We start from the raw sequence: 22,308 nt of genomic DNA on the forward strand, positions 1-22,308 counted from the left end.
GATATTTCCATACTAGCGAAACAAATTAATCAGACTGTCTTTAATTTCAACTCGCGCATCGATTTGCGTGCAAATACCAGGTCTTCCCATGCCTTGGCCTTGTCCGACAGATTGCGCAGCAAATAGGCCGGATGATAGGTGACTATCAGAGGAATGCCCTGGTGCTCGAACCGACGGCCGCGCGAAGCGCCGATTTTTACTTCGACGCCGAGCAGCGTCTGCGCCGCGGGACGGCCGAGGGCAACGATCAGTTTCGGTTGAATCAGTGCGATCTGGCGTTGCAGATAGGGCCAGCAGGCAGCCGTCTCTTCAGGTTCCGGCGTGCGGTTGTTGGGCGGACGGCATTTCACCGCGTTGGCGATGTAGACGTCCTTGCCGCGCTTGATGTCGATGGCGGCGAGCATGGCGTCGAGCAGCTTGCCGGCCTGGCCGACGAAAGGTTCGCCGCGCTCATCCTCTTCTGCGCCCGGCCCTTCGCCGACGAAAAGCCAGTCGGCATTCACATCGCCGACGCCGAGCACGGCCTGCTTGCGCGCTTGGCACAAGCCACAGGTGCGGCATGCGGCGACAGATTGCCTGAGTTCCTCCCAGTCCATGCGGGCGATTCGTGATGCTCGATCCCCCTGCCCTTCGACAGGCTCAGGGTGAACGGCTATCGGTGCTTCGACAGGCCTGTCCTGAGCAGTGACGAAGGGCTCATCAGCACGAACAGTTTCGGTTTTGTTGCGCAGCCTCCAGATCGGGCCGAGGCCCATTTCGCAGAGAATGGCATCGCGCTTTTGGGTCATGACTGAGTCATCTCAGGCGGCCTTGCCGGCGACGAGTGCCGTCCGGCCGATATCGCAGGTCATCACGATGGCATCTTCGCGGCCATTGGCGGCCGGATAGTAGCCGCGCCGCTCGCCGATGACGACGAAACCGAAACGGCGGTACATCTCCAGTGCATTGATATTGCTGGGCCTTACTTCGAGAAACATGAATTTGCAACCTCGCTCGTCTGCATCGGCGAGGAGGTGGGTCAGCATGGTTCCACCGAACCCCTGGCCCTGCCGCTCGGGCACGACGGTGATGTTGAGCAAATGCACTTCGTCGAGTACCACCATCATCAACGCATAAGCGATGATTACTTCCTTCTCGCGCGCTACCCAGGCGCGGTAGCCAGCAGCCAGCGAGTCGACAAACACGCCATGGGTCCAGGGAAAGGGATAGCTGCGCTGTTCCACCGCGACGACCTGGTCGAGGTCGGCAGCGGTCATCGGCTGGAACTCGAGCGTCATTTGCTACCGCCCCGGGCGAGGCGTTCCTGCGTGGTGAGGGCCACCTTGTTGCGTACGTAAAACGGCACGGCTTGCGCAGGTGGCAGCGCCCCCCTGCTCTGGCGCAATTGCCTTGCGGCGAGCCGTACGACGGCAGGCGCCAGCGCCGGCACTTGCGGATCAATGGACAACAGCGCATCACCCAAACGCACAGCGAGGGTATCCGCATAACTGGCAAAACCATCGCCGCAACCCATCCATTCCCTGCCAGGAGGCAAGGGCAACAGTTCCGGCGGGCATACCAAAGGCGCGAGGACTTCTTCCACCTTGTCGCCATTCACTTCATAAGCAGCGCAATAGACCTCATTCATACGCGCATCGAGACAGGACAGCATGCGGCCGGGTCCCTGCGCCAAGGCCAGTGCGGCAAGTGTAACGATGGGAATCACGGGCAGATTGGCGCCATAAGCCAGCCCCTGCGCCACGCCGCAGGCCATGCGCAAGCCGGTGAAGCTGCCGGGGCCGGCGCCGAAGGCGATGGCGTCGAGTTGTTGCAATGAAACACCGGCTTCGGCCAGCACCTGCTGCACCCAGGGCAGCAGCCGATCCGACCCGCCATTTACGCAAAATTCGGCGCGCTCGATCAGGCTGTCGTCTATCGACAACGCGACGGACAACATGTGCGTGGAGGTTTCGAGCGCAAGGAGTTTCACGCTGCGGATTTTACCCGATGGATAATGCAGCCCTTTTCCAAAACTTTCTCTTTCATGCAAGCATTGATCTCTCCAGCACCAGCTACATCTTACAGCCCTGCCGTGCAGCGCAAAGTAGCGTTGGCTGCCTGCTTCGGCAGCTTTCTCGAGTGGTATGACTTCCTCACTTTCGCCTCGCTGGCGACGGTGTTTGGCGAGCTGTTCTTTCCCGGCGACGATCCGACCGTGCGCCTGCTGCAAAGCCTCGCCACCTTTGGTGTTGGCATGGTGGTGCGGCCGCTGGGCGCTGCCTTGTTCGGTTCGCTTGGCGATCGCTATGGACGGCGCATCGTCTTCATCGCCACCATCGTCTTGATGGGCGTGGCGACCTTCGCCGTCGGACTGTTGCCAGTGCATGCCGATGTGGGGTTTGTCGCACCGCTGCTGCTGGTATGCCTGCGCCTGTTGCAAGGGCTGGCGATGGGTGGCGAAATCGGCGGCGCCATCGTCTACCTCACCGAGCATGCGCCGCTGGAACGGCGCGGTACGACCACCAGCGTGCTGCAATTGATGGGGCCGCTCGGGGTAATGACATCGACCTTTCAGATCGTGCTCTTGCAACGCTGGCTCAGTGAGAGTGAATTCCTCTCATGGGGCTGGCGCGTGCCATTCCTGCTCTCGGCCCTGTTGCTGGCGGTTTCAATGAAAAGTCGCATGGCCCTGCATGAATCGCCGGTGTTCAAGAGCCTGAGCGACAACCGCCAGGTAGCGAAGACGCCGCTGCGCGACTGTCTGGCCGACCCGCTCACGCGCAAACGCATGGTGTTGCTGTTCTTCTGCATTTCCTCGGGCGGCTCGCTGCTGTTCTTCTCGTCGCAGGTCTATGCGCCGGTGTTTCTCAAGACCGTGGCAGGCATGAACAGCACACTGGTCGGCGAGTTGACCATCGCGGCGACATTGCTGCTGTTTCCGTTCACGATCCTGGCCGGCTGGCTCTCGGACCGCATTGGTCGGCGGCCGGTATTGTTGGCCGGATTACTGCTAGGTGCGGCAGGCGTAATGCCGGTGTATTGGGGGCTGATGAACTTCGGCGGCGCACAGGTCGATAGCCTCGCGGTTGTTGGCCTGCTGTTGGTACTGGTGACTGCGGTGGCATTGATCACGGGGCCGCAGACCGCATTCCTCGCTGAACTTTTTCCGGCGCGCACGCGCTACTCAGCAGTGGGCCTGCCGCACAACCTCGCCGCCGGCTGGATCGGCGGCATGTCGCCTTTCATGGTGACCTTGATCGCAAAGCAGACCGACAGCCCGTTGGCGGGATTGCTCTATCCCACGCTGCTGCTGGTCGTGGCTTTCACCGTGGGCTGGTTCTTCCTGCCCGAAACTCGCGGCAAAAACCTCAACGATTAATCAACTGGTTGCGGCGATGCTCAGACTTTCGGCAATCGGCTTGCCGGGATAGTGAAAGGCCACTGGGCCGTCCGCCTTGGCGTCGAGGAACTGGCGCACGAAGGGATCGTCGGACGTCTTGATTTCCTCGGTTGGCCCCTCGGCGACGACCTTGCCTCCTGATATGAAATACAGGTAATCGACCACCTTGATCGACTCGCTCACGTCGTAAGTCACGACGATCGAGGTCAGGCCCAGCGCATCGTTGAGACGGCGAATCAATGATGCGATCACATTGAGCGAAATCGGGTCGAGGCCGGCGAACGGTTCGTCGTACATCAGCAGATCAGGATCGAGGGCAATGGCGCGCGCCAGCGCGACGCGGCGCGCCATGCCGCCGGAGAGCTCTCCCGGCATCAGGGCATGGGCGCCGCGCAGACCAACCGAGTGCAGTTTCATCAACACCAGATCGTGGATCAGTTCCTCGGGCAGGTCGGTATGCTCGCGCATCGGGAAGGCGATATTGTCGAACACCGACATGTCGCTGAACAGGCCGCCCTTCTGCAGCATCATGCCGATCTTCTTGCGCAACGTGTAAAGCGCATCGCCATGCATTGCGCTGATCGTTTCGCCCATCACTTTGACCACGCCCCGGTCCGGACGCTGTTGCGCGCCAAGCATGCGCAACAGGGTCGATTTGCCGCAGCCGCTGGCGCCCAGAATGGCGACCACTTTGCCGCGCGGAATATTCAGGTTGATACCCTGTAGAACCTTGGTGTCACCGAAGGCAAAATGGACGTCTGAGACTTCTACGATGTTGTCTTGCATGGAGGCTGGCGGACGGGTTATTTGGCAACGGTCGCCAGTATAGTGAAATTGTCGCTGCAAGAATGCGGGGGGCGTCGCCGCTTACAAGCGGGGAGGAGACGATGGCAATCAGCTCACTGCGGCGGGCCACCCCCGCGTATGCGCATCCAATGATGAAACTCCAGGCGTTGATCCGGCGAGAGACGCGGGGGACAATATTCCTGCCGGCCAGCACTGTTCTGGGACGGTTCGATCCTTTGCTGATTCAGGGAGGAGTGCGCCTGGCGCATTTGTTCACGCTGCTCGGGCGACATGCGCTGCCAGTGTTCGAGCACCTGTCTGTGCAACAGATCGCGCTGCTCGGGAGAAAGTGCCGCCCACTGCAGCTTCAGCCATTGCCGCTTTTGCTCGAGCTCCGGCGCGGATGCCCGAGCCAGTTCTTCATCGAAGCCACGGAATGTTTCATCGCGCTGATCCGGCGACATATGCTGCAACTCGCCGATCAACTGCAGCAAGGGTTCGTTGCCCATCGGCATCCCGCTGACAGCAAAGGAGGACGCACCCCAGCCACAGGCTGTGGCAAACAACAAAAGGTGGAGAATGCGAAGCGGTGTCAAAAGTATTTCCCGCACAATCGAACGGTGTCTATTGTGCGCGAAACACGGAGCTTTCCCATCGTGATTCGGCGCCAAATTGTTACGGTATGTAAACCCCTCTGCAGCAGGCACAGAAGGCGTATTTTCTGGGTTATGCTGTGACCATGAAAGAAGATCAGATGGACAAGATACTCATCGTCGATGACGATTTGCGTTTGCGCCAACTGCTGGAGCGTTATCTGCACGATCAGGGCTTCGGCGCCCGTGCCGTCGAGGGTGCGGAGGCAATGGATCGCGTCATGGCGCGAGAGCATTATGATCTGCTGGTACTCGACCTGATGATGCCGGGCGAAGATGGCCTGGCGATCTGCCGACGCTTGCGCGGCGCCAAGTCGGATATTCCCATCATCATGTTGACGGCCAAGGGCGACGATGTTGATCGTATCGCGGGACTGGAACTCGGCGCCGACGACTACCTGCCCAAACCCTTCAACCCGCGCGAGTTGGTGGCGCGCATCCATGCTGTGTTGCGCAGACGCGTAGCATCAATCCCCGGCGCCCCGGCGGAAGTCCCTGAGCTGGTCAGCTTCGGCGAGTGCGTGGTAGATCTCGGCATGCGCACACTGAGTCGCAACGGCGTCGAACATGCGCTGACCACGGGCGAATTTGCCTTGTTGAAAGCGCTGGTGACGCGGCCACGCCAACCCTTGAGCCGCGATCACCTTTCCGAGATGGCCCGCGGCCGCGAATATGAAGTGTTCGACCGCGCCATCGACGTGCAAGTGTCGCGCCTGCGCAAGTTGGTCGAAACCGATCCCGCCAAACCGCGCCATATCCAGACCGTGCGCGGCTTCGGCTACGTCTTCGTGCCGAGCGACGAAGCGGTGGAATGAACTTCACCAACAGGTTGTTGCCGCGGCTGTTTTTGCTGTTGACGGTGATGATGACCGTCTCGGCACTAAGTTGGGCTGCGCTGTTTGTGTATGCGGAACAGGCGCCACGGGCACGCAACTTTGCCCAGGTTCTTACCAGTATCGTCAATCTGACCCGCGCTGCGCTCGTCGCCGCAGCGCCTGAACGGCGTGGCGATTTGCTGCTAGATCTCGGTCAGCAGGAAGGCGTACGCATCTATGCCGCGGAAAAAAACGAAGCGGCGGTCGGTGAACCTGACGATTCCTTTCTGCGCGACGTACTGGGCAATCTGCGCAATTCGCTGGGTCCCGATACGAAACTAACCACCGAGCATTACGGCAACTCCGGGGTGTTCGTTCTGGTCGATATCGAAGGCGACCACTATTGGATTGGTCTGCCGCGTGGAAGATTCGACCGATCGCGCTCATTGCAGTGGCTCGGTTGGGGCGTGCTGGGCGCGCTGGTTGCGCTGCTCACGGCTGCCGCCTTCGTTTCCCGATTGACGCGGCCCTTGAAGCGGCTGGTGGCAGCGGCGCGCATGGTTGGCGAAGGTCGCTATCCCGAGCCTCTGCCCAAAGACGGGCCCGAAGAACTGTCTGCGGTTGCCACCGCTTTCAACCAGATGACGGCTGACCTTGATCGCCTTGACCAGGATCGGGCGCTTATCCTGGCCGGCATCTCACACGATCTGCGTACGCCGCTCACTCGCTTGCGCATGGGCATTGAAATGACAACCTCCGATGAGGCAACCCGCGATGGCATGGTCGCCGATGTCGAGGAAATGGATCGCACCATCGGCCAGTTCCTTGATTTCGCCCGCAGCAATGAAACGATGGCGCATCAGAGCGAAAATCTGCGTGCCCTGCTGGAGGAAATAGCCGAACAATACCGCCGTCGCGGCATCGAACTCGGACTTGATCTTGCCGATGTCGGGCGGATATCCGTTAACCGCGCGACGCTGCGCCGTGCTGTCGGCAACTTGCTCGACAATGCCACTCGTTATGCCGGGAACGGCCGCCAGTCCGGCACGATCGATCTGGCCCTGTATGACGATACGGAGTCTGTGACGATTGAAGTTCGCGACCGCGGCCCCGGCATCCCGATGCAGGAAACCGATCGTCTGCTGCGGCCCTTTACCCGATTGGACGATGCGCGCAGCAACCCTGGCGGAGCTGGATTGGGGCTGGCCATCGTCGATCGCATAGCGCGCCAGCATTCAGGCCGCGTTGAACTGGCGCCACGCGATGGCGGCGGGCTTGTCGCACGCATAATCCTGCCGCGCCGGTAGAATGCACCTCCATTGAATGGGGGGCCGGATGCCTGAATTGCTGTTTTACCGCCGGATCGTAGCCCTCGACAAGGATAAACACCGGCAACTGCGCGTCGGCGAAATCCGCAAATACGATTTCGCGCAGCAGATCAATTCCGTTCCCCTCACCGCCGTTGAATTCTTCGAGACCGCGCGCGAATATCCCATCGTGTTTGCCCAGGCGAACACAGCGGAGCATATGCCCGTCGCCCTGCTCGGCCTGCGCGACAAAGAGAATCTGTTCGTCGATCGCAATGGCCACTGGGATGCCCGCTACATTCCTGCATTCGTGCGGCGTTATCCCTTTGCCCACGCCGAAGGCGACGAGCAGTTGCTGACCTGCATCGACGAAGGCCACCCTGCCGTCGGCGCCGCCGACGGGCAATTGCTGTTTGCCTCCAACGGCTCGCCGACGCCGTTTCTCGACAAGGCGATCGCCTTCTTGCGCGACTATCAGGCAGAAGCGGTGCGTACGCGCGATTTCGTAAAGCGACTGTCCGAACTCGATCTATTTACCGGCGTGACGGCACGCGCGGAACTGCGCTGTGGCGGCGTCTACCAGCTTGGGGGCGCATCCGTGATCAGCGAAACCAGATACCGCGCGCTCAATAAGGAAGTAGTCGAGGAATTGTTCCGCAAGGGCTGGCTGGCACTGATTGATGCCCACTTGCTGTCGCTTGGCAATTTGGGCAGATTGATTGACCGGCTGGCAAATAGCGACAAGAAAAAGACCGGCTGAATTCTTCTGACTTGCCAATTCGGCAAAACCGGGTTTTAATTGCAGGAAATCTGCTTGGGGGAATAATATGTTGTTCGTGATTTATTACATTGTTGCCATCGCCGTTCTCGTTTTGCATTTCACCGGCGTGTTGGCGCGCTACAACATGGAATGGCTGGTTCTGGCGCTTGCCGTTACCGTATTCCCAGCCGTCATCTATCTCTAGCGCAATAGTTACCCGCAAATTCGGGCGATATATTCCTTGATCGCCCGGACGTCAGCCGCCATCACTTCCACCCGCTGCGGCAGGTTCTCTATCCCCTCCAGATCAGCCGGCCTCATCGGTTCGCGGCCGAGCGCCTCGATGATGGTTTCCGAAAATTTGACTGCCTGCGCAGTCTCCAGCACGATCATCGGTACGGCGGGCTGAAGGTATTCGCGTGCGACTTTCAATCCATCGGCAGTGTGCGTGTCGATCATCACGCCATAGCGCTGCCAGGCATCGCGGACGGTGTCGATGCGGTCGCGATGCGTGCTGCGGCCCGACACAAAGGCATACCCCGGCAACGACTGGAAATGCGGCGTACCCGCCAGATCGAACGAACCGCCGGAATCGACCGCTTGCCATAGCCGGCTTACTATTGCCGGGTCACGCCCCACAAGGTCGAACACGAAGCGTTCGAAATTCGATGCCTTGGAAATGTCCATTGACGGACTCGACGTCACCAGTGTTTCAGCCGTCGCACGCGGGCGATAGCAGCCGGTTTTGAAGAACTCGTCAAGGACGTCATTTTCATTGGTCGCCAGCACCAGGCGCTCAACCGGCAGACCCATCATGCGCGCGATGTGCCCGGCGCAGATATTGCCAAAATTGCCAGAGGGGACTGCGAACGCAACACGCTCGTCATTCGACTTCGTGGCCTCGAAATAACCCTTGAAGTAATACACGACCTGCGCCGCGATGCGCGCCCAGTTGATCGAATTGACGGCGCCGATCTTGTAGCGCGCCTTGAAGCCAGCGTCGTTGGAAACCGCTTTGACAATGTCCTGCGCATCGTCAAACATGCCAACCACGGCAATATTGAAAATGTTCGCGTCCTGCAGCGAATACATCTGCGCGCGCTGGAAAGCCGACATCTTGCCGTGCGGCGACAGCATGAACACGCGCACGCCCTTCTTGCCGCGCATCGCGTACTCGGCGGCCGAACCGGTGTCGCCCGAGGTGGCGCCGAGGATGTTGATGGTCTCGCCGCGTTTTTCCAGCACATATTCGAACAGGTTGCCGAGCAACTGCATCGCCATGTCCTTGAACGCCAGGGTCGGCCCGTTCGAGAGTTCGAGCAGGTGCAGCCCGGGTTCCAGCGTGGTCAGCGGTGTGATGTCGGTGGCACGGCGGCCAGTGCGGCAGTAAGGATAGGTCTGTGCCGTATAGGTTTTTTTGACGATGGAGAGCAAATCGCCGGGCGGAATATCGGTGACGAAGCGGCGCAACACCTCATAGGCAAGCTCGGCATAGGACAGTTTGCGCCAGGCGGTCAATTCCGCGGCGCTGATCTGCGGGTAGTGATCGGGCAGGTAAAGCCCGCCATCGGGGGCGAGGCCGCCGAGCAGGATGTCACAAAAGGTTTGCGCTTCGGCGTGGCCGCGGGTACTGATGTAATGCATGGTCAGATGATTGGCTGGTAGTTGGTTTCGAGTATCGTTTCCACGGCAATTTTTCTGTATGCCTGTACCGTATGCGCCGGGGTTCAGTACGTCCTCAACCGCTGGATATCGTCGCCCCGGGTTTCCTTGATTTCCTTGATGGCCTTGCGAAAAAACGGCTGTAGGGTTTTCTTCAGATGCAGTTCGACTTCCGCATCCTGAATGTCTTTCAGAACACAAAAGATCGCCAGGGCATAGACGAATTCACCCTCGGTCAGGTATCCGAGTTTCTGCACCGGCGCGCAGCCCGAGCAGCCGCCACGGCAAGCCGTCATCGCGCTGTTTGTCAGGAACAGGCCGAACCCCATGAATACCGCCAGCAAGTCCGACGCGGGTCCGCGCAAGTCCTCTCCTCCGGGGACTTCTGCCTTGATTGCCCGGCCCAGGTGGTAAGCGAGTTGCTGCGCAAATACCGCGATCAGCACCAGCGGCTTGCCGATCAGGCGCGGGTCGAATGCAATCGGGATGCTCTGCTTCTCTTCATGGATCAGCACGGTGCCCTGCGGACCCCGCGGCGTAATGCTTGAAAGGCTTGGCGGAATTGGCGGCTCCATATCGGGGACGAGCGCGGTCAATTCGCACGGCCAGCCTTGCATGCCCGCATAGTCCCTTACCCTGGCGAAGGCTGCCGAGACTTTTTGTTCCGGGGTGTCCAATGATTTATCCGGGAAATGCCGGTTGGTGGGCGTAACCAGGATAGTGTCTTGATGAAAGATTTCGCTCCCGAAATTCGCGAGAGCCCAGGCATAGGCATGGAATAACCACTCCGTGCTGCTCTCATCAAGCACGGGTTTGCTGCGAAACAAGCCGAACATGGTCGTTGATACCAATTGCAAGCGGGTATGGGCGGATAAAAGCGTGGGGGCAAAACGGGCAACACATTTAGCACCAAGGATACACCATCAATCCAGGCGCCACTGCACCCGGGGAGGTCGATGACGGGGCAAAATCCAAAGGTGATGTGTTTGCCTTTTCGTGCCACCCGGTAGCGTTGATTTTCGATACCCGCGGTCTGATGAAGGGGCAACAAAAAAGCCCGCGGTTAGCGGGCTTTCAGGATTTCGTCGGACTTTCTCGGATTCTCTTCTTCTGGTCCCCTCGCCGGGAATCGAACCTGGATCTAGCGCTTAGGAGGCACTCGTTCTATCCATTGAACTACGAGGAGCGGGCGCGATTATAGCCGAGGTGTTTTCCCCGCCAAACGCTGGCGGCGCGCTTCGAACAAACAGATGCCGCTGGCCACCGAAACATTGAGGCTTTCAACGCTGCCCTGCATCGGGATCGCCGCCAGTTCGTCGCAGGTTTCGCGCGTCAGGCGACGCAGGCCGCTGCCCTCGGCGCCGAGCACCCAGGCCACCGCCGCGCGCTGGTCGATGTCATATATTTTCCTGTTTGCTTCGCCAGCGGCACCGATGGTCCATATCTCGCGTTCCTGCAACTCGCGCAGCGTGCGGGCCAGATTGGTCACGGTGATGTAGGGCACCGTATCGGCTGCCCCGCTCGCCACCTTGATGGCGGTGGCATTGAGACCGACCGCCTTGTCCCTGGGGGCGATCACGGCATGGGCGCCGGCCGCATCGGCCACGCGCAGACAGGCGCCGAGATTGTGCGGATCCTGGACGCCATCGAGCACCAGCAGCAGGGCGGGTTCATCGATGACATCGAGCACGTCTTCGAGCGAAACATATTTCTGCCGCGCATTGACGCGGGCAATAACACCCTGATGGCGTGCGCCAGCCGCCATGCCGTCAAGCCGCTTGCCGTCGACCGGCATCACGCGCACGCCATGCAGCCCGGCCTGACGCAGCAGATCGCGCATGCGCGCATCCTGCCGGGATGAGTCAACGTAAAGTTCTTCGACTGCTTCCGGATCGTGGCGCAGTTTTGCTATGACGGCATGAAAGCCGTGAATCAATCTGGTTTCTGACATGGTGAATGATCGATGATTTCAAAATTCATGGCTGTACCCAAACCATTCCCCGTCATCCCCGCGCAGGCGAGGATCCAGTGTTTTTGTTCGCTGAACGCCGCTGGATTCCCGCCTTCGCGGGAATGACCGAACTCGGTTCGGCAGGCGCAAGCCGGAAGTCGATCTTGTTGCTGTTCATGTCGACGCGCACCAGTTGCACCCGGATGCGATCGGCCAGACGATAACGCACTCCGGTACGCTCTCCAATCATTTGGTGGTTGGTCTCGTCGAAGGTGAAATAGTCGCGTCCCAGTTCGGAAACATGCACCAGCCCTTCGACAAAGACATCATCAAGGGCGACGAAAATGCCAAAGGGCACAACCGACGAAATGCTGCCGCTGAAAATTTCGCCGACACGATCCTGCATGTAATAACACTTGAGCCAGTTCTCGACATCGCGCGTGGCTTCGTCGGCGCGCCGCTCGGTGGCCGAGCAGTGCATGCCGATCTCATCCCAGTTACCGGGCGCGTATTTGCCGCCGGCGAGCACTGCCTTGATCGCCCGATGCACGAGCAGATCGGGATAACGCCGGATCGGCGAGGTGAAGTGGGCGTAGCTCTCGTAAGCCAGGCCGAAGTGGCCGACATTGTCCGGACTGTAAATGGCTTGTTGCAGCGAGCGCAACATCACGGTCTGCAACAGCAGCTTGTCGGGACGGCCGTCCAGCTTTTCCAGCAGCTTGGCGTAATCCTTGGCGTGCGGAGTGTCGCCCCCGCCCAATTGCAAGCCAAAGGTGGCGAGGAAGTCGCGCAATTTGGCCACCTTCTCTTCCTTCGGCTCCGGATGGGTGCGATACAGCACCGCCTGTTCGTGGTCGCGCAGGAATTCCGACGCGCAGACATTGGCCGCCAGCATGCATTCCTCGATCAGGCGGTGCGCATCGTTGCGCTCATAGGGCTCGATACGGAGGATCTTGCCGTGATCGTCGAACACCATGATGGTCTCGGGCGTATCGAAGTCGATGGCGCCGCGTTTCGTACGCGCCTTGAGCATTACCCGGAACAGGGCATCAAGATCTTCGAGATGGGGCAACACCTTGGCCAGCTTGCGCCGGGTGTCCTTATTGCCTTCATATAAAGCTGCCGCAACTTCGGTGTATGTCAGCCGTGCCTGGGAGAACATCACGGCGCTGTAAAAGCGATAGCGCTTGATCTCGCCGGTCGCGCTGATCGACATGTCGCACACCATGGACAGGCGCTCGACTTCGGGATTGAGCGAACACAGACCATTCGACAGTTTCTCGGGCAGCATCGGAATCACGCGGCGCGGGAAGTACACCGAGTTGCCGCGCTCGTAAGCCTCCTGGTCCAGCACCGAGTCAGCCGTGACGTAATGCGACACGTCGGCGATGGCAACGACGAGGCGGTATCCCTTGCCCTGCCGTTCGCAATACACGGCGTCGTCGAAATCGCGCGCCGTCTCGCCGTCGATGGTCACCAACGGCAAGGCAGTCAGGTCTTTGCGGCTCTTCCAGTCCGTCTTGCGCACTGCATCGGGCAACTTCCTGGTCTGTTGCAAGGCCGCGCCGGAGAACTCGAACGGCAGTTCGTGCTTGCGCAAGGCGATCTCGATTTCCATGCCGGGATCAGCGTAATTGCCGAGTACCTCGACCACCTTCCCGATCGCTTGCGCGTGTTTGGACGGCTGCTCGATGATCTCGACCACCACCACCTGGCCCGACTTCAGCTTCGATTCCTGCTGCTTGGCCTTCCTGTCCTGCGCGAGCAGGATGTCCTGGGAAATGCGCTGATTTTCGGCAACGACGAACCAGACGCCATGTTCGCAATAGACGCGGCCGACAATGCGCGTGTTGGCGCGTTCGGTAACCTCGACGATCTTGCCTTCGGGGCGACCCTTGCGGTCGGTGCCGGTGACGCGAACAATCGCACGGTCGCCATGCAGCACCTTCTCCATTTCCTTGGCGGAGAGATAGATATCCTCGCCACCATCTTCAGGGATCAGAAAACCGTAACCATCGGGATGCCCTTGTACTTTGCCCGTGATCAGGTTGGCCTTGTCGGGAATCAGCCAGTTGTTGCGCCGATCCTGCATGAGCTGGCCGTCGCGCGCCATCGCGCCAAGGCGACGCAGGAAAGGTTCGCGCTCGCGCTCATCGACATCGAGCAGGCGGCAGATTTCGTCGAAAGGTAACGGCACTGCCTGCTCGGCAAGCTTGGCCAGCACATATTCGCGGCTCGGCAGCGGATGTTCGTAACTCGCTTGTTCACGTGCCAGCATCGGATCGGCACGGCGGATTTTGCTAAGTGCAGGTCTGGTTCTTTTGTTTGACAATTCGGGGTTTTCCTTTAGAATTCGCGGCTCTTTTGAAACGCACCTGCCCAGGTGGCGGAATTGGTAGACGCACTAGTTTCAGGTACTAGCGGGTAACTCCGTGGGGGTTCGAGTCCCTTCCTGGGCACCAAGGTTTCGGCGATAGCATTCACTAACATTGCTCCGCAAAAGTGATATCTGCTCCGCAAAACATCATCAGCGCATGAGCATTGTAACCGTCATTCCTGCCCTGCCGCATGTATGACAGGCCGGTGGCCTCCTTTTATTTTCCTTTCCTTGACATGATTGTGATGTCGAGTCGCGCGAACTGGCCTTTGCCACTCAGATGTCGGTTCGGGAAGGGGCGACCATTCCATTGCTTCGACATGAAGTTGCATATCGGTACCGACAGCCGGACCGGTCTGGTGCACAGCTTGCATAGTCCAATTGGCGCAGCTTCCGTGGCTGATGTCATCATTGATAAGCCTTAAGCTGGGAACTGCATAGGAAGATAATTTTTTACCGCGTCTTCAACAAGAGAATGCAGACCATGTTCATCCCCCGTTCTCGCGCTGACCCGACCGGGACTGTCGATCTGAGCAGTCCATATCAAGTACTGGCCGGCATCAAGCAGGCGATGAACCGTTTTTGGCCGGATCTTGACCAGGCTACCCTGGCATGCTGCATCGACGATGTGGCGCGCGCCTTTCGCGGCGACTATCCAGGACTGTTGCGCTGCGATACCTACTATCACGATCTGCGCCATGCGCTCGACACCGGACTGGCAATGGCTCGTCTGTTCGACGGCCATGCCAAGGCAACGCGCACCTCCGGCGGCACGGTCATCGATGCCGAGCATGCATTACTGGGCGTGATGCTGGCGTTGTGTCACGACATTGGCCTTCTGCGGCGCGAGAACGAAGCGCATCTGCAAGGCGCCTCGTTGACGCCCGTGCATGAGCGGCGCGGCGTCGGTTTTATGACCACCTATCTGGCGCATACACCGCTCGCGCATCTGGCGCAGAAAGCCGAACTCATCATGGTGACCCGGCTCGACTATCAAATACCGTACGACCTGCCACCGATCGATTTTGCCATCGCCTGTCTGCTCGGCACGGCCGACCTGATGGGCCAGCTCGCCGACCGCAGCTATCTTGAAAAATGTCGGAAGTTTCTGTTCATCGAGTTCAGTGCCATCGGGCTGGCTGGCGGCAGCGACCAGGCTTATCCGACACCCGAAATCCTGTTGCAAAAGACACCAGCCTACTACACCGGTCTGCTGCGCCAGCGTATCCACGACGAATATGGCGATGCAGACCGCTTCATGGCGGCGCACTTCGATGGCAACTGCCCCTATGCCTCTTCCATAGAGCGCAATTTCAACTATCTGCAGAAAGTATTGAGCGATGAAGATTTCACCCGCTTGCGTCGGCGGCCCGAACGCGTGATCGACGCACGCTATTCGATCACTGCGTAGTCGACATCGACGAAATCGGGCACACCCTCCTGCAAGGGGCGCCCGAAGCCGGGCCGGCCGCGGCGAGCAGTTCGCTCAAGGTGGCGAAGAAATGATTGTGTGCGGCCATGCGCTGAGCAAGCTTATTTGATTTCCGCTATTCCGCTAGGTGACTGACCACTGTTCTTGATGCCGGCTCATCCCGCGCCGGTCGACTGATGCTCCTGTCGCCTGGTGGTGCTGCCCGTTGTCGACCATAGCACCTTGTATGCCGTCAGCAATTTGGGCACCTCGTAGTCCCAGGCGAGTTTATTGACTACGCGCGCACGGCCCAGCGCCCCCATGCGGGAGCGCAAGTCGGCATCGTCCAGCAGTGACAGGATCTTGTCGGCCATATCCGTGCTGTCGTTGCGGCGCGCATACAGCGAGGCGCTGCCGGCCGAATAGCGGCCTTCGGTGAGGTCGAACTGGACGATCGGCTTGCCCAGCGCCATGTATTCCATGATCTTGTTCATCGTCGACTTGTCGTTCATGTCGTTGGCGACATCGGGATTGACGCAGACGTCCGCGGTATTCAGCATCGCCAGCATATCGGCATCGGGAATGCGTCCAGTAAAGGTGACGAATTCGGCGATGCCCAAACTCTCGGCGAGTTGCCGCATCTCATCGAGTGAGGTGCCGCCGCCGACCAGGCCGAAGTGCACATCCATGCGCTTGCTGACCTTTACGATGTGCTGCACCGCATGCAGCAGATAGTCGATGCCTTCCTGTCTTCCCATCACGCCGACGTAGCCGACGAGATAGCGACGGCCGCATTTCAGGCGCGGGTCGGACGGCAATATTTTCATGCGCTCCAGGCTGGGTCCGCTGCGCACCACGAAGACCCGCTCCGGGGCCACGCGGCCGCGCTCGAGCGCAATGCGCCGATAGGACTCGTTGGTGGAAATCACCACGTCGGCGGTGCGAAAGGTCAGGTATTCGAGCCGCAACATCAGGCGATAGAAAAAATCGCGTCGGCCGAACTTGGCCTCGTAGAGTTCGGGATTGAGGTCGTGATGGTCGAACAGGAATTTCTTGCCAAACAGTTTGAAGAAGCCGCCGATGAGAAAGAACAGGTCGGGCGGATTGCAGGCATGAATCGCATCGAAGCCGCGCGTAAACAGCACCTTGCAGACCAATGCGAAAGTCATGGCCAGGGCGATCGCATACTCGATGGCATAACCGGCGGCACCCGCCGCTTCGACTGGCAGCCGATAGCGGTAGATATGGATGCCCTGCAGCACTTCGTGGCGGAGCTCGTAACCGTGTCCGGTCGGACAGATGATCGACACCTCGTAGCCCGCTTGCCGCAGCGTCGTGGCCTCCTGCCAGACGCGGCGATCGAAGGGGCTGGGCAGGTTTTCCACCAGGATCAGGATGCGTTTCATATTCGCGTTACCAGCAGATGCCTTCGTAGACGCCGGCGACGCTGCGCGTATCGCAGATGCGGACGAAATCGATGATGTTCTGTCCATATTCCAGGTGATTGGGCACATCGTGGAACTCCGTCGCGGCATTGCCGATGATGATGGTGCGCGCATGGCCGAGCACATCGGCCACGCTGGGAACCATCAGGCGCGAGATATGCGGGATGTGGTTCAGGATGTAATTGCGGTTGGCGCCGCGAATGCTGGCGATGCTCACGTTGCGGTCGTAGATGCGCAGGTCGTAGCCCTTGCCCAATAGCCGCTCGGTCAGTTCCACCACCGGGCTTTCGCGCAGGTCGTCGGTGCCCGCCTTGAAGCTGAAACCGAGGATGCCGACCTTCTTCTGGCCCTTGGCGACGACGGCCTGCACGCCGCGCTCGATCTGCTGCCGGTTGCTGGGCAGGATCGCGTCCAGGATCGGCAGCGACAGATCGAGCATCTTGGCCTTGTACAACAGCGCGCGCAAATCCTTGGGCAGGCAAGAACCGCCGAAGGCGAATCCCGGCTTCAGGTAGTAGGGCGAAATGTTGAGCTTGGTGTCCTGGCAGAAGATGTCCATGACGCTGTGCCCGTCGACGCCCAGCCCCTTGCAGATGTTGCCGATTTCGTTGGCGAAGCCGACCTTGAGCGCATGCCAGCAATTGTCCGCGTACTTGACCATTTCGGCGGTCTCGATGTCAGTGCGGATCAGCGGGCCGGGCATGTCGGCATACAGCTTGGCCAGCACGTCGCCGCTGGCCGGGCCGATTTCGCCGATCACGGTCTTGGGCGGATGGTAATAGTCGTCAACCGCGGATCCCTCGCGCAGGAACTCGGGGTTGATGCAGACGCCGAAGTCGATGCCGGCGTGCTTGCCGGAATGGGTTTCGAGGAGGGGAATCACCACCTCGCGGATCGTGCCGGGCAGCATCGTGCTGCGCATGACGACCACCGGCGCGGCATCGTGACGACGCAGCGCGGCGCCGATCTGCTCGCAGACATTGCGCACGTGGGTCAGGTCGATGCCGCCGTTGCCCTGGCTCGGCGTTCCCACGCACACCAGGAACAGATCGCTATTGTGGCCGGCGGCGGCGAGATCGGTGGCGGCGCGCAGGCGGCCGCTGGCGACCTGTTCCTTGACGATGCCGCCAATGTCCTTTTCGACAATGGGCGACTTCCCGGCGTTGATGAGATCGACCTTGACCTGTTCCGGGTCGATGCCGACGATTTCGTGGCCCGACTGGGCGAGGCAGCCTGCCGAAACAACCCCAACGTAGCCCAGACCCATGACGCAGATTTTCATTTTGCTTCTCCTGGTAGTCGCATCGCAAGCTCGCGGGCATGGCGGTACTGCGCCGGCGTGTTGCCCGTGTCATGCATCGACTACAGGATGGGTTCATCGCGTGATGCGGGATTGATCCGCTCCAGTGATCCGCTAGTCCAATAGGATCAGCAGATGATTTCGCTGCGCAGCACGCCGCCCGGGTTCAGCCTTGATTGAAGGGGAATCAGGCCAGTTGCGGCTGACCTGGTGCGCCCGGGAAATACCGCGCTCCTGCAAGGGGCTCAAACATATAGCCACTACCGGGCTGGAACTTCGGCACGTTCGGAACTATCCGGGCCGTGAGTCCTTCTCAGCTACAAGCAAATTCCCGTCGCTCCGACGAAAAACATTCTCATAAAGGGGGAGTTCGCTATCGCTTTGACCGACAACGCTCGCTCATCAACGCCATAAACGGATAATTTAAAACGTATAGCGAACGTTGATGCTGAAGATATTGGCTTCGTAGTCGTCAAACGGCACATTTGAAGTACGTGTTTCGCGCTGGCCGGTAAGCAGGAAGGTAAGCGACTGCAACGGCTGGTAGGAAATGGTGGCCACCAGCCTATGCACATGGGCACTGCGATCAGGCGTCGTCCCGAGTACAAGTCCTGGATCACCAAGATAGTCCCTGATGGCGTAATAAGCGGTTGCCGAAAGCCTGATTTTTTCGCTCAGAATGAAGGTGGGGCGCAGCGCAAAGCTTTTTTCCAGTACGTAGCTGGTTTGTATGTCCTCGGTGGAGCTGATGTCCCGCTGCGCCACGGCGTTCAATACCAGCTTGCCGGTTGCCCGCCAATCGTAGACGACGCGATACCTCATGCCGTCGTAGTTGCGCTGGTTCAATTGGTCGAAATCACGGTGCACGCGATCGACGCGCGCAGTCAAATGCGATTTCCCGGTCAGGGTCCAGTCCGTTACGGCGCCGATGCTGCGCTGCACATAGTCGTTTTCAAACGAGAGGCTGCTGGACACCGGTTGTGCGTGGGGATAATGACCATCGTCCTGTCGCAGGCTAAGCCCGATCTTGTTGCCAGAGGGTGAGACGTAGTTTGCCGTCAAATCGGTCATCAGCAAATTGATGTCATTTACCTTGCGCAGTTCATTGTCGTTTCTTTGCGTCTGTCCCGCCAACCCTGCCTGCAGTTGCCAGCTGGGTGTCAACATGTACGTGGCGCTGCCGTATGCCCGCTTGGTTGTCAGCATGTTGGCGCTGCGGAGCCTGACCAGAAAGTCTGTAAACGATCCCAGCGTTTTGGTTTCGGTATAGCCCAATTCGCCATTCAATTGATTGCCGCCCTGCCACAACCAGAGCGCCCGTGCGTCCCGACCGACATAATCAAGATCGGAAAAGCGGTCATAACGTACGTGGTTCCAACTCGTTCCCGCCAGAAAGCGTTGACGGCTGAACGGCACGTCGAGATTGAATCCCGCCGTGGTGGTAGTGATGGTGTCGCTCTTGTCTGACGAGCCCAGGCGAGCGGCCGGATCCTCGTCGTTCGAAAGGCGGAATACGTTGGTGTCTACCGTCGCAGTTTCCGCAACGAGAAGTTCGAGCTTGTCATCCCATAGTGCTGCGGCATCAGACGCGGCCACCAGTAAACCCGCGGCGACGACCGACAGACGCAGACAAGCGATCATCCTGTCGGAACCTCCCGCCGTTACCAAACCCATGCCCTTCTCACCGCCAAAAGTCCCTGTCATATTTTTTAATTCCTCATAGCCGCTGAAAATAGCCGATAACGCAACATCGGGTAATCTCGAGAAACAGGCGATTTGCCTCTGTCAATTCTATCTCTTTGCAACGATGGACTGATACAAATCCGGATGACGTTCAGCATTTAAGAATATTCAGATTGATAGCCTTGCCTACCGCCTGTGTGCGGTTTTGCACATTCAGCCTGCGCAGGATCCCTTGTACGTGATTCTTGACCGTTAGCGGACTGATGCCGAGAATTATGCCGATTTCGATATTGCTCTTGCCTTGACACACCCATTTCAACACTTCCAGCTCGCGCAGGGTGAGCAGGTCGCGCTCACTGGGGTGGGCTTCGCTCTTGCCCGCCTTGGCGGACAGGCTGATTTTGGTGCGCACCCATGCGGCATGCAGGAACGGCGCCAACATTTCGACGCGGCGCAACAGACTGGCATCGGTGTCTTTCCCCCGGCAGGCAAACAGAAAAAGGCTAACCATCCTGGCATGACTGTCGTGTGTCCCATGCATGATGATGGTGCTGGCGCCGAGACGATTCACCGCGCGGGCCAGAGCGCTGTCGGCAAATATCGCATTTTTTTCGGCATCCAGGACGACCGGCTGGAAATTGTGCGCCTCCCATTCCTCGACGAGTTTCTCTGCCAGTGAAGCATCCTCTCGGTAGAGACGGCTGAAAAGCCCCGGATCGGCCTGCGCCGTCGAAAAGCTGTCCACCTGTGACTGCTTGTTGTCACCATTACGCAGCACACAGATCAGCAACTCGTGCCGGATCAGGTTCTGGAGCAATCCCTGGGTCCAGGTAAAGAAATGATGGTCGGTATATACCCGGAGCGAAGCTTCCAGATTAAGTTCGATCGCTTCCAATGCAATGGGGTCGAGCGTGGATCCATCGCCTGCCGCGGGATCGGCTGCTCCGATTTTGGCCCCGGCCGGCTCACGTTGCGCGATCGTTTCGATCTCTTTCGTATGCATGAGAATCTCCTGGCAAATTACCCTCACCGTCTGAATATCAGTCCCATGTGAAACCAATGTGAAACTGCTCAAAATTGTTGGCCGCGCGCCTTGACCAGGATTTCGCGCCAGGTAGGTCGACTTCGCGGCATCTAGGCCGAATGAGCTAGCGGATTAGAGAGGCTGGTTCATCAACAGAACAATCCAGCGGCCATAAATTGGCTGCATATCGGAAATCAGTCCGCCAGACATCCGGCCTCCAAGAGATTACAACCATGCTTACCGCAAATCATTCATGGCAGGGACTACCCAGCAGTTTCCTTAATACGACGACGCTCGTCCAATTGGCCATCACACCGGTGCTGGCCACGGCCACCCTGCTGCTCTCCTGTCTGGCTTTCGGCCAGCCAATAGGCGGCGCCTACCTGATTCTCGCGCTGCTGGTGTTCGCGCTGACATTCTTCGGCCACCTTCCTGCGCAGGGTGAGAGGCGTCTCGAGATTGCCGCCGACATTGTGACGAACTGGCTGGCCATCATCGCCCTGCTGATGATGTTCGGTTGGGTCACGCGCACGCTCGGTTTCTTTGATCAGCGCGTCATGCTGACCTGGATACTCGCAACGCCGTTACTGCTGACGACCGGCCAGTTCTTATACCCGATTTTGCTGTCGAAACTGATCGCGGTGGAAGGCGTGCAGCGTGTCGCCGTCATCGCCGGCGCCGGCGAACTTGCGCACAGGCTGCAGCACTGCATCGAGCAATCACCCCATCTCGGCATCCGCGTCGCCGGCTGTTTTGATGACCGGGCGCCCGTCCGGCTTCATGAAACGACCCCGCACAATATCGTCGGCGGCCTGGACCAGATTGCGGCATACGCCAAGCAGCATCACGTCGACCTGATTTATATCAACCTGCCGATGACATCGCAGCCGCGCATCGTCAAACTGCTCAACGACCTGCACGACACCACGGCCTCTATCTATTTCGTGCCGGATATTTTCCTGTTCGATCTGATCCAGGCCCGCGTGGACACGATCGGCGACATGCCGGTACTGGCGGTGTGCGAGACTCCCTTCTACGGTGTGGACGGTCTGCTCAAGCGCGCCAGCGATCTGGTGCTGGCAACGGCGATCCTGATCCTGATTGCGCCGATCATGCTGGCGATCGCCATCGCGATCAAGCGCTCATCGCCGGGCCCGGTCCTGTTCAAACAGCGGCGCTACGGACTCGATGGCCGCGAAATCATCGTCTACAAGTTCCGCACCATGACCGTCTGCGAAGACGGGCCCGAAATCCGCCAGGCAACCCAGGATGACAACCGCGTCACCAAGCTGGGAGCCTTTCTGCGCGCCAGCTCGCTGGATGAACTGCCGCAATTCATCAACGTGCTGCAGGGACGCATGAGCGTGGTCGGACCGCGCCCCCATGCCGTGGCCCACAACGAGATGTACCGCAAGCTGATCAACGGCTACATGATCCGCCACAAGGTCCGCCCCGGCATCACCGGGTGGGCGCAGGTCAATGGTCAGCGCGGGGAGACCGCCACTCTCGACAAGATGAAGGCACGCATCGAGTACGACCTTGCCTATCTGCGCAATTGGTCTCTACGCCTGGATTTGCTGATCATTCTGAAAACAGTGTTTGTCGTCTGGAAAAGACAGAATGCCTATTAGAGTGCATTTCGGTAAGCCGCGCACTCCGCATTGGGCCAAGGGCGGGTTAAGCGCATGGCGGCGCGGCGCAGCGAACGGCATCGCCCTTCGCATGCCGCGCAGCAAAGCGATAGCCCGGTCTCGG

General features: G+C 59.3%; 20 protein-coding genes and 2 tRNA genes. 8 read left to right on the plus strand and 14 right to left on the minus strand.

Going from position 1 to position 22,308, the window contains the following annotated elements; translation table 11 throughout:
• Positions 1-29 precede the first annotated feature (29 nt).
• From K5E80_RS03665 to tsaB, 3 genes are read right to left on the minus strand one after another with little or no spacing between them, the layout of a single operon-like run.
• Positions 30-788, minus strand: coding sequence for a uracil-DNA glycosylase (locus K5E80_RS03665; protein WP_246590853.1), 759 nt, complete (start codon positions 786-788; stop codon positions 30-32).
• Between the two features lie 12 nt (positions 789-800).
• A complete protein-coding gene (rimI, locus tag K5E80_RS03670; RefSeq protein ID WP_220634888.1) occupies positions 801-1,277 on the minus strand; it encodes a ribosomal protein S18-alanine N-acetyltransferase in 477 nt (158 codons plus the stop codon).
• Positions 1,274-1,969: a tRNA (adenosine(37)-N6)-threonylcarbamoyltransferase complex dimerization subunit type 1 TsaB gene (gene tsaB / locus K5E80_RS03675; RefSeq protein WP_220634889.1), complete on the minus strand. Its 696-nt coding sequence runs from the start codon at positions 1,967-1,969 to the stop codon at positions 1,274-1,276. The genes rimI and tsaB overlap by 4 nt, the downstream gene beginning before the upstream one ends.
• Positions 1,970-2,071: 102 nt before the next feature.
• On the opposite strand from tsaB, the gene K5E80_RS03680 reads away from it, so the two are divergent.
• Complete coding sequence (locus tag K5E80_RS03680; RefSeq protein ID WP_246590854.1) at positions 2,072-3,358, plus strand: MFS transporter; 1,287 nt, start codon at positions 2,072-2,074, stop codon at positions 3,356-3,358.
• Here K5E80_RS03680 and K5E80_RS03685 read toward each other — a convergent pair whose 3' ends face one another.
• Both K5E80_RS03685 and K5E80_RS03690 read right to left on the minus strand, forming a co-directional pair.
• The gene (locus K5E80_RS03685) at positions 3,359-4,165 is read right to left on the minus strand and encodes an ABC transporter ATP-binding protein (RefSeq protein ID WP_220634891.1); all 807 of its coding nucleotides are present in this window, start codon (positions 4,163-4,165) and stop codon (positions 3,359-3,361) included.
• A 113-nt stretch (positions 4,166-4,278) separates the two neighbouring features.
• On the minus strand, positions 4,279-4,659 hold the full coding sequence (locus K5E80_RS03690) for a DUF3106 domain-containing protein (RefSeq protein WP_220634892.1): 381 nt from the start codon (positions 4,657-4,659) through the stop codon (positions 4,279-4,281).
• A gap of 245 nt (positions 4,660-4,904) precedes the next feature.
• On the opposite strand from K5E80_RS03690, the gene ompR reads away from it, so the two are divergent.
• The 4 genes from ompR (at position 4,905) to K5E80_RS03710 (ending at position 7,905) form a co-directional block, all read left to right on the plus strand.
• Positions 4,905-5,633 carry an osmolarity response regulator transcription factor OmpR gene (gene ompR, locus K5E80_RS03695; protein ID WP_220634893.1) on the plus strand — a complete coding sequence of 243 codons (729 nt, stop codon included), beginning with the start codon at positions 4,905-4,907 and terminating at the stop codon, positions 5,631-5,633.
• On the plus strand, positions 5,630-6,940 hold the full coding sequence (locus K5E80_RS03700) for an ATP-binding protein (protein WP_220634894.1): 1,311 nt from the start codon (positions 5,630-5,632) through the stop codon (positions 6,938-6,940). Before ompR ends, K5E80_RS03700 begins: the two co-directional genes overlap by 4 nt.
• Before the next feature lie 28 nt (positions 6,941-6,968).
• Entirely contained in the window at positions 6,969-7,700 is a 732-nt protein-coding gene (locus K5E80_RS03705) for a SapC family protein (protein WP_220634895.1), read from the plus strand.
• A 67-nt stretch (positions 7,701-7,767) separates the two neighbouring features.
• A complete protein-coding gene (locus K5E80_RS03710; RefSeq protein ID WP_220634896.1) occupies positions 7,768-7,905 on the plus strand; it encodes a hypothetical protein in 138 nt (45 codons plus the stop codon).
• 8 nt (positions 7,906-7,913) lie between these two features.
• Here K5E80_RS03710 and thrC read toward each other — a convergent pair whose 3' ends face one another.
• The 5 genes from thrC to rnr form a co-directional block, all read right to left on the minus strand.
• A complete protein-coding gene (gene thrC / locus K5E80_RS03715) occupies positions 7,914-9,344 on the minus strand; it encodes a threonine synthase (RefSeq protein WP_220634897.1) in 1,431 nt (476 codons plus the stop codon).
• A gap of 83 nt (positions 9,345-9,427) precedes the next feature.
• On the minus strand, positions 9,428-10,198 hold the full coding sequence (locus K5E80_RS03720) for a hypothetical protein (protein WP_220634898.1): 771 nt from the start codon (positions 10,196-10,198) through the stop codon (positions 9,428-9,430).
• 275 nt (positions 10,199-10,473) lie between these two features.
• Positions 10,474-10,548: transfer RNA gene (locus tag K5E80_RS03725), tRNA-Arg, on the minus strand.
• Between the two features lie 9 nt (positions 10,549-10,557).
• Positions 10,558-11,313, minus strand: coding sequence for a 23S rRNA (guanosine(2251)-2'-O)-methyltransferase RlmB (gene rlmB, locus K5E80_RS03730; protein ID WP_220634899.1), 756 nt, complete (start codon positions 11,311-11,313; stop codon positions 10,558-10,560).
• A 52-nt stretch (positions 11,314-11,365) separates the two neighbouring features.
• Positions 11,366-13,591, minus strand: a complete 2,226-nt coding sequence (rnr, locus tag K5E80_RS03735) for a ribonuclease R (RefSeq protein WP_220637215.1) — start codon at positions 13,589-13,591, stop codon at positions 11,366-11,368.
• A 99-nt stretch (positions 13,592-13,690) separates the two neighbouring features.
• Between rnr and K5E80_RS03740 the strand changes: the two genes are divergently transcribed.
• Positions 13,691-13,775: transfer RNA gene (locus tag K5E80_RS03740), tRNA-Leu, on the plus strand.
• A 399-nt stretch (positions 13,776-14,174) separates the two neighbouring features.
• A complete protein-coding gene (locus K5E80_RS03745) occupies positions 14,175-15,101 on the plus strand; it encodes a hypothetical protein (protein WP_220634900.1) in 927 nt (308 codons plus the stop codon).
• 176 nt (positions 15,102-15,277) lie between these two features.
• Here the strand turns inward: K5E80_RS03745 and K5E80_RS03750 are convergent, their stop codons facing one another.
• From K5E80_RS03750 to epsA, 4 genes are all read right to left on the minus strand, one after another.
• Positions 15,278-16,507, minus strand: a complete 1,230-nt coding sequence (locus K5E80_RS03750) for a glycosyltransferase family 4 protein (RefSeq protein WP_220634901.1) — start codon at positions 16,505-16,507, stop codon at positions 15,278-15,280.
• Positions 16,508-16,514: 7 nt separating this feature from the next.
• Positions 16,515-17,828, minus strand: coding sequence for a nucleotide sugar dehydrogenase (locus K5E80_RS03755; RefSeq protein WP_220634902.1), 1,314 nt, complete (start codon positions 17,826-17,828; stop codon positions 16,515-16,517).
• Positions 17,829-18,269: 441 nt separating this feature from the next.
• Positions 18,270-19,550, minus strand: a complete 1,281-nt coding sequence (epsL, locus tag K5E80_RS03760; protein WP_220634903.1) for an XrtB/PEP-CTERM-associated polysaccharide biosynthesis outer membrane protein EpsL — start codon at positions 19,548-19,550, stop codon at positions 18,270-18,272.
• Positions 19,551-19,680: 130 nt separating this feature from the next.
• Entirely contained in the window at positions 19,681-20,532 is an 852-nt protein-coding gene (epsA, locus tag K5E80_RS03765; protein ID WP_220634904.1) for an XrtB/PEP-CTERM-associated transcriptional regulator EpsA, read from the minus strand.
• Between the two features lie 254 nt (positions 20,533-20,786).
• On the opposite strand from epsA, the gene K5E80_RS03770 reads away from it, so the two are divergent.
• Positions 20,787-22,184, plus strand: coding sequence for an undecaprenyl-phosphate glucose phosphotransferase (locus K5E80_RS03770; RefSeq protein WP_220634905.1), 1,398 nt, complete (start codon positions 20,787-20,789; stop codon positions 22,182-22,184).
• Positions 22,185-22,308: the final 124 nt, after the last annotated feature.

It is taken from the genome of Georgfuchsia toluolica, assembly GCF_907163265.1.
In the GTDB taxonomy this organism is placed as follows: Bacteria; Pseudomonadota; Gammaproteobacteria; order Burkholderiales; family Rhodocyclaceae; genus Georgfuchsia; species Georgfuchsia toluolica.